Source organism: Rhizobium sp. G187 (assembly GCF_051549525.1).
In the GTDB taxonomy this organism is placed as follows: Bacteria; Pseudomonadota; Alphaproteobacteria; order Rhizobiales; family Rhizobiaceae; genus Allorhizobium.
Genome location: NZ_JBPUGM010000001.1, coordinates 983,717 through 989,716 on the forward strand (window position 1 = coordinate 983,717; position 6,000 = coordinate 989,716).

Below are 6,000 nucleotides of genomic sequence, written 5' to 3' on the forward strand. Positions count from 1 at the left end.
TCTTTGTAAGTGGAATGGCGTTCTGAGGACGTCGCCCGCGGCAGGAATTCTGTGCGATTTTTGACCGCCCGACAGAAGTTGGCGGGCTGGAAGTTTTTCGCTGTTGATACTATATTTAGTGTTTGCAGCCACATTCTCCACCATATACAGGGTCATCATCTCCGGATGAATCACCCAACGGAAGAGTTCAACGGCTGCGCGGTTTTGCGTGCGGACGAGCGGAAATTATTGCGCCGGTGAACGGCGCCAGATCGAGGGATTAAGGCAGATGCGCATTGAACGTCGCTTCACCAAACCGGGACAGTCCGCCTATGCGGAGATCGAGTTCCGCAAGGCCATCAGCGAGATCAAGAACCCCGACGGCTCAATCGTATTTCGTCTTGCCGATATCGACGTCCCCGCCCAGTTCAGCCAGGTGGCGGCCGACATTCTCGCCCAGAAATATTTCCGCAAGGCGGGCGTCCCGAAGGCGCTGAAGAAGGTTGAGGAAAACGACGTTCCTTCCTTCCTCTGGCGCTCGGTTGCCGATGAGAAGGCGCTGGCCGCTCTGCCGGAAAACGAACGCTACGGCTCGGAAACCGATGCCCGCCAGGTCTTCGATCGCCTGGCCGGCACCTGGACCTATTGGGGCTGGAAGGGCAAGTACTTCACCTCTGAAGAAGATGCCGCCGCCTTCAAGGACGAGCTTGCCTACATGCTCGCCACCCAGCGCGTCGCGCCGAATTCCCCGCAGTGGTTCAACACCGGCCTGCACTGGGCCTATGGCATTGACGGCCCCGGCCAGGGCCATTTCTACGTCGACCCCTTCACCGGCAAGCTGGTCAAGTCGAAGTCGTCCTATGAGCATCCGCAGCCGCATGCCTGCTTCATCCAGTCCGTCGAAGACGATCTGGTCAATGAAGGCGGCATCATGGACCTCTGGGTCCGTGAAGCGCGTCTCTTCAAGTACGGCTCCGGCACCGGCTCCAACTTCTCCTATCTGCGCGGCGAAGGCGAAAAGCTGTCGGGCGGCGGTCGCTCGTCGGGCCTCATGTCGTTCCTCAAGATCGGTGACCGGGCTGCCGGCGCCATCAAGTCGGGCGGCACCACCCGTCGCGCGGCCAAGATGGTCGTTGTTGACATCGACCATCCGGATATCGAAGCCTATATCGACTGGAAGGTGAAGGAAGAGCAGAAGGTTGCAGCCCTCGTCACCGGCTCGAAGATCGTCGCCAAGCACCTGAAGGCGATCATGAAGGCCTGCGTCAACTGCGAGGCCGACAACGGCGCCTGCTTCGACCCGAACGAGAACCCTGCCCTGAAGCGCGAAATCCGCGCCGCGAAGAAGGACCAGGTTCCGGAAAACTACATCAAGCGCGTTATCCAGTTCGCCCAGCAGGGCTACAAGGATCTCGAGTTCAAGACCTATGACACGGACTGGGATTCGGAAGCCTACCTCACCGTTTCCGGCCAGAACTCGAACAATTCGGTCTCGCTGAAGGACGACTTCCTGCGCTCGGTCGAAGCCGATGGCGACTGGAACCTCACCGCCCGCAAGGACGGCAAGGTGATGAAGACGCTGAAGGCCCGCGACCTCTGGGAGAAGATCTCCTATGCCGCCTGGGCGTCTGCTGATCCGGGCCTGCACTTCAACACGACGATGAACGACTGGCACACCTGCCCGGCTGCCGGCCCGATCCGCGCGTCGAACCCTTGCTCGGAATACATGTTCCTCGACGACACGGCCTGCAACCTGGCTTCGCTCAACCTCCTGCAGTTCAAGGATGCGGCAACCAAGAAGATCAACATCGCCGATTACGAACATGCCGTCCGCCTGTGGACCGTCGTGCTCGAAGTCTCCGTGATGATGGCGCAGTTCCCGTCGCGTCAGATCGCCGAACGCTCCTATGAATACCGCACGCTCGGCCTCGGCTATGCCAATATCGGCGGTCTCCTGATGTCCTCGGGCATCCCGTACGATTCCGACGAAGGCCGCGCCATTGCCGGTGCGCTGACCGCCATCATGACCGGCGTGTCCTATGCAACATCAGCCGAAATGGCCTCGGAACTCGGCCCCTTCCCGGGCTTTGCGCCGAACCGTGACAACATGCTGCGCGTCATACGCAACCACCGCCGTGCCGCCCAGGGCCTCGCCTTCGGTTACGAGGGCCTGTCGGTCAACCCGGTTCCGCTGATCCATGCCGATTGCACCGACCCTGCCCTTGTCGAACATGCGACGGCGGCCTGGGACAAGGCACTCGAGCTTGGCGAAAAGCATGGCTACCGCAATGCCCAGGTCTCGGTCATCGCACCGACCGGCACGATCGGTCTCGTCATGGACTGCGACACGACCGGCATCGAGCCTGATTTTGCGCTGGTGAAGTTCAAGAAGCTCGCCGGTGGCGGCTACTTCAAGATCATCAATGCGGCCGTTCCGGAAGCGCTGCGCACGCTTGGTTACTCGGAAAGCCAGATTGCCGAGATCGACGCCTATGCCGTCGGCCACGGCAACCTCAACCAGGCGCCGGGCATCAACCCCTCGACGCTCAAGGCCAAGGGTTTCACCGATGAGAAGATCGAAGCCGTCAATGGCGCGCTGAAGGCTGCCTTCGACATCAAGTTCGTCTTCAACCAGTGGACCCTCGGCGTCGACTTCCTGAAGGACACGCTCAAGGTCTCCGACGAGCAGCTCGCAGACATGAGCTTCAACCTGCTCGACCATATGGGCTTCTCGAAGAAGGACATCGAGGCTGCCAATATCCATGTCTGCGGTGCCATGACGCTGGAAGGCGCGCCCTTCCTGAAGGCCGAACATCTGCCGGTCTTCGATTGCGCCAATCCCTGCGGCAAGATCGGCAAGCGGTATCTCTCGGTTGAATCCCATATCCGCATGATGGCAGCGGCCCAGCCGTTCATCTCGGGCGCGATCTCCAAGACGATCAACATGCCGAACGAAGCCACCGTCGAAGATTGCGGCTCCGCCTACATGCTGTCCTGGAAGCTGGCGCTCAAGGCCAATGCGCTTTACCGCGATGGCTCCAAGCTCTCCCAGCCGCTCAATGCCTCGCTGATCGAGGACGAAGACAACGAAGACGCGCTCGATGATCTCCTGGCCCAGCCGCAGGCGGCCCAGGCGGTCACGGTCACGGAACGCATCGTCGAGCGCATCGTCGATCGTGTCGTGCGCGAGCAGGAAAAGCTCCCGGCCCGCCGCAAGGGTTACACCCAGAAGGCCAAGATCGGTGGTCACACCATCTTCCTGCGCACCGGTGAATATGACGACGGCCGTCTTGGCGAAATCTTCCTTGACATGAACAAGGAAGGCTCGGCTCTGCGCGCCTTCATCAACAACTTCGCCATCTCCGTTTCGCTCGGCCTGCAGTATGGCGTGCCGCTCGAGGAATATGTCGACGCCTTCACCTTCACCAAGTTCGAGCCGGCCGGCATGGTCACCGGCAACGACGCGATCAAGAACGCCACCTCGATCCTCGACTATGTCTTCCGGGAACTGGCGATCTCCTATATCGGCCGCAGCGATCTGGCCCATGTCGATACGTCCGACTTCTCGACCACCGCTCTTGGCCGCGGCGTCAAGGAAGGCAAGGCCGATGTCGTCTCCAAGGGTCTGACCCGCGGATACAAGCCGACGCTCGTCTCCAACCAGGCCCTGTCGGCCGAGCCCAAGGGTGCAGCCATCGCCGCCCCCGCCAAGGCCTCGGCCACCGTCACCGCCTTCTCCTCTTCGGGCGCCACTGCCCGCAAGCTGGAAGTGACGACGGCCATCTCCACATCGGAAGTCGTGTCCTTCAAGCGCGACTACGAGGAACGCGCCGCTGAACTGGCTGAAGAGATCGCCGAAGAAGGCCTGTTCTCCGACACCGCCGCCGACGACGCAGCCGCCGCCAAGGCCGAAGCCAAGAAGCTCGAAGCCTCGCGCCGCATGCGCTCGATTGCGCAAGGGTATACGGGCAACATGTGCTCGGAATGCCAGAACTTCACCATGGTGCGGAACGGCACGTGTGAAAAGTGCGACACGTGTGGTGCGACCAGCGGGTGCTCTTGAGATAATTATGAAAGGGGGCGAATGACGCGAGTTCGCCCCCTTTCACCAACTGCCATTTGCAGAGCCGTGGTGATTAAGTTCATCGCGGCTTTCTTCATTTGCGGCTACAATCCGGCCCGTATTTTTAGGTCCCCCTAAGTGCAATTATTTTCTTCCTATCGTCGACGTCACCCGGCTTGGGCCGCTGCCATAAGCTTCATATTGTCGCCTGAGTGCGGAATGTTTTATCTTGGTCGAGGGCGACTGGGCATTGCCTTCGTTTTCGTCAGCGTCTTCATCGGCTATTCGGCGTTATATGGCGCGAGGCTTCTGGAGATAGAATATCCGGATTGGGTGGCGACATTGGTGTTGCTGACCTACAGGACGGTCGGTGCCGTCTATGTATGTGTCACGGCAGCAAAACAAATACCGCTCGATCGCTACCCATGGTTCGCGAGAACCTACAACTGGCTGTTAGTGCTTTTTATTGCACCAATGCTGATCGCAATCTTGATCCGCAACTTTGCAATCGAACCTTTTTCAATTCCCGCGAACTCAATGCGGCCCACTCTACAAGAAGGCGACTATGTCTTCTCCGAGAAACTGACCTACGGTATCAGCCGGTACTCACTGATGTTTGGCTGGGGCCCAAGCCATCGGTTCGGGGGCAGGTCGCCCAAACGCGGCGAAATTGTCATATTTGCATTTCCGCCGGAACCAACGACCAGCTATGTCAAGCGTGTGATTGGTCTGCCGGGCGATCGTATCCAGATGCGCGACGGCAGGCTCTTCATCAACGGCATAATCGTCGAAAGGAAGCCGTCAGAGGCTGATAACATCGAACTGCAACCAGATGAAATGCTCTATACCGAATATCTCCCCGGGGGCATTGACCACCAAATCATAGAAACGAGCGACACTTCTCGGGGTGATAGCTCCTCTGAATTCTTGGTCCCCGAAGGCCATTACTTCGTAATGGGCGACAATCGTGACAACAGCCTGGACAGCCGTTTTGACGTTGGCTTCGTGCCCGGGGAAAACATTGCCGCGCGGCCCTTCCTGATATTCAGCTCTTTAAGGGCCGATCGTTTCTGGCTGAGCGTCCAATAGACTTGGGTCCTCAATGAACCAGCGTCCTCTCACTCGGTAAATTCCGCCCTCTCGCAGCGAGCGAACGGTGGCACTCCTCCTCCGCCTCCTGAGCACCTCGAATTGCGCGCACCGTCTTCACTGCCCCGAGGGGGAGATGGGCCGCGCAAACCGAACCCTTTACCCCTCATCCTGAGGCGCCCGACACAGTCGGGCCTCGAAGGACGAGGCCCATCTTCCAGCCATTGTCTGGATCCTTCGAGGCCCTCGCTCTCGCGAGGGCGCCTCAGGATGAGGGCGTCACCCAAGCCGCCGCCCCATCATCCGCGTCCTGAGCCTGTCGAAGGGCAGGACGGTGCGGCCCCCTCTCCCCTTGCGGGAGAGGTTGCAAAATCGAAGGCTTAGCCCGATCAGGGCTAAACTTCAGATTTTGCTGGTGAGGGGATCCGTCCCGTAGCCCCGACATAACAGACCACCTCACTTGCGATTTCTGATGTTTAGGCGGCTTTCGCGCGCCTAATTCATCGAAATCGCTTTCTCCCCCACGAAGGGGGAGATGGGTGTCGCGCGAGCCGATTGCCCCTCATCCGCCCTTCGGGCACCTCCTCCCCGCAAGCGGGGCGAAGGCCACAAGCGCGGTGCCGGCCGCAACCACCCAAAAAAGCCCCTTAATTCCCGCAGAGGCCCGGGGATGAGTTTCGGGAAATCTCCAACGAAATCAAACCCGGACACATTTTTTAATCCCCGCCCATTTTTCCTCTCGTAGACTCACCCCGTTCCGCCCTCGGATACACCTGACGATGCGATGTCAGGCGAGGCGGGATCGGCGCCGGGGCGATGTGCTGTCGCAGGCACAAAACCCCGGCCCGCTTGCAACGGTCTCCCTCCGG

Annotated in this window: 2 protein-coding genes; both read left to right on the forward strand. The window is 59.8% G+C overall.

Translation table 11 applies throughout. The features are described 5' to 3' along the window. Positions 1–268: 268 nt before the first annotated feature. A complete protein-coding gene (locus ACSV9I_RS04780; RefSeq protein ID WP_438327628.1) occupies positions 269–4,042 on the forward strand; it encodes a vitamin B12-dependent ribonucleotide reductase in 3,774 nt (1,257 codons plus the stop codon). A gap of 219 nt (positions 4,043–4,261) precedes the next feature. Then, the gene (gene lepB / locus ACSV9I_RS04785) at positions 4,262–5,131 is read left to right on the forward strand and encodes a signal peptidase I (protein ID WP_438327629.1); all 870 of its coding nucleotides are present in this window, start codon (positions 4,262–4,264) and stop codon (positions 5,129–5,131) included. Positions 5,132–6,000: the final 869 nt, after the last annotated feature.